Source organism: Micromonospora sp. S4605, assembly GCF_003176715.1.
Classification (GTDB): Bacteria; Actinomycetota; Actinomycetes; order Mycobacteriales; family Micromonosporaceae; genus Micromonospora; species Micromonospora echinaurantiaca.
Genome location: NZ_QGSW01000117.1, coordinates 1 through 2,442 on the forward strand (window position 1 = coordinate 1; position 2,442 = coordinate 2,442).

The 2,442-nt window shown below is 78.1% G+C and carries 1 protein-coding gene and 2 pseudogenes; all 3 read right to left on the reverse strand.

Annotated features, from left to right (window positions below; translation table 11 throughout):
- A partial coding sequence (locus DLJ47_RS07785; protein WP_109899386.1) for an SDR family NAD(P)-dependent oxidoreductase occupies positions 1-598 on the reverse strand: 598 nt, incomplete at its 3' end.
- A gap of 134 nt (positions 599-732) precedes the next feature.
- Positions 733-2,193 (reverse strand): annotated as a pseudogene (locus tag DLJ47_RS07790) (PfkB family carbohydrate kinase); the annotation flags it as partial.
- Between the two features lie 11 nt (positions 2,194-2,204).
- Positions 2,205-2,442, reverse strand: a pseudogene (locus tag DLJ47_RS07795) (phosphoheptose isomerase); the annotation flags it as partial.

Sequence of the window (2,442 nt, forward strand, 5' to 3'; positions counted from 1 at the left end):
GGTCGTTGAGGTGGGCGTCGGGGCCGGGTTGGTAGGTGGGGTCGCGGTCGTCGAAGAAGGCGGTGCGCATGCCGCCGGGGATGAGCAGGGTGACGCCGATGGTGCCGGCGAGTTCGGCGGCGAGGGCGCGGGTGAAGCCGACGACGCCGAACTTGGCGGCGCAGTAGGCGGTGGCGTCGCTGACGGCCTTGACGCCGAGGGTGGAGGCGACGGTGACGATGGTGCCGCGGGAGGCCTCCAGGAACGGCAGCGCGGCGCGGACCACCGCCGCGGTGGCGAGCAGGTCGACGGTGACGATCCGTTCCCACGTCTCGCCCGGGACGTCGGCGAGCTTGCCGGGAACGTCGATGCCGGCGGCGGTGACCACCGCGTCCAGGCCACCGGAGCGTTCGGCCAACTGCCGGGTGGCGGCCTCGGCGGCCCGGGTGTCGGCCAGGTCGCACTCCACCCACGGCACCCCGTCCGCCGGCGATCGCCGGTCCAGCACCAACGGCCGGCCGCCGGCCCGCGCCACCGCGGTGACCACCGCCGCGCCCAGCCCGCTCGACCCGCCCGTGATCAGGACGGTCGGCCCGGCGCCGGGCGGCACGCCGCTCACCGGGTCCCGTCCGACGAGGTCGGCCGGCGGGCGGAGGTCCCGGCCGGCGGCACCGTGTCGGTGAGCCGCCGGTCCGGGCCGGAGGGTGGCGCACCGGCCGCTCCCGACGCCACAGCGGCCCCCGCCCCGTGCTCGGCGGCCGGATGCCCGGCCGAGGCGGCGCAGCAGGCGTCGCCGGACCGGCCGCCGGTGGACCGGGCGGCGGCGATCATCGCGGTGGTGGAGCGGCCGTCCAGGTAGGGCACCACCACGGTGTGCCCACCCCAGCGACGCAGGATCTCCGCCTCCGGCAGCGCCGAGGTGTCCCCGGCGCCGGTGGCGTAGTCCCCGCCCTTGACCCAGATGTCCGGGCGCAGCCAGGACAGCGCCGCGTGCGGGGTCGCCTCGTCGAAGATCATCACCGCGTCGACGCAGCTCAGCGCCGCCAGCAGTCGGGCGCGGTCGCCCTGCGGGATGACCGGCCGGTCCGGTCCCTTCAGACCGCGCACGCTGGTGTCGGAGTTGAGGCAGACCACCAGGCAGTCGCCGAGCTGCCGGGCGGCCTGCAACGTCGCCACGTGACCGGCGTGCAGCAGGTCGAAGCAACCGCCGGTGGCCACCACGGTGCCGCCCGCCGCGCGGACCCGGGCCACCACGGTGGCGGCCGAGGCCACCCCGACCCCGTCCCCCGTGCTGATCACCGACACCGGCGCCGGACCGGCCGGCGGGGGCAGCGCGGTCGCCACTCCCCCGTTCGCAACGTACGCCGACGCCTCGCCGACCGCCTCCTGCACCGCCTCGGAGACCAGCGCCCCCCGGGCCAGCGCCAGGCTCGCGGTGGCCGCGAACCGATCCCCAGCCCCGCAGGTGTCCCCCTCGGCGGCGGCCGGCGACGGCACCACCAGCGGCGTCGACCCGGCGTGGCAGAGCAGCGCGCCGTCCCCGCCCAGCGTCACCGCCACCGCGCCGGCCCGCCAGCGCCGCCGCAGCCCCTGCGCGCCCCGGGACGCGGTGGCCAGCCGGGACGCCCCCGGCGGGATCGGCACCAGTTCCCGCACCTCCGCCTCGTTCGGCGTGGCCAGGTGCACCCCGGGCACCGCGGCCGGGCCCCGCGGGTGTGGGTCCCACACCACCGGCGCGCGGGTGGCGGCCAGCGCCGCGCGCAGTGCCGGCTGCCGGGCCACCCCCCGGCCGTAGTCGCTGACCAGCACGGCGGAGGCGGTGGCCAGCACCCGCAGCACCTCCTCGGACGGCTCGCCCGGCTCGCCGGGCCGACCGCCCCGGTCGTGGCGCAGCAGCACCCGGCCGCGGGCCCGCAGCCGGATCTTCTCGGGCGTGGCGCCGGCCAGCCGCAGCGGGTACACCTGCACGCCGGCGGCGGTGAGCAGCGAACTCAGCCGGGCGCCCCCGGCGTCGTCGGCCAGCGCGGTGACCAGCACCACCTCCGCGCCCTGGGCGGCGGCGAAGACCGCGGCCAGGCCGGCGCCGCCGGGTCGGTCGACGTACCCGGTCTCGTCCAGCACCGGCACCGGAGAGTCCGGACAGAGCCGGTTCACCACCCCCTCGACGTCGCGGTCGAGCAGGGTGTCACCGACCACCACCACGGGTCCCGCCACGCTTGCCCCCCTCACGCCTCGACCTGTCCGCCGTCGAGCACCACCTCGACCCCGGTCCGCACCGGCCGCCCGGAGCGGGTGTGCCCGGTGGGCGCCCGGCGCCGGTTCGCCGGCGCGGCGAGCACCGCCGGCAGTGCCTGCTCGACGTACTCGCAGAGCAGGTGGGTGGAGACGAGGTGGAGTTCCTGGACGACCTGGCTGTCGGGTGAGGGGACGGCGAGGACGTCGTCGCAGAGGTCGGCGAGGGGG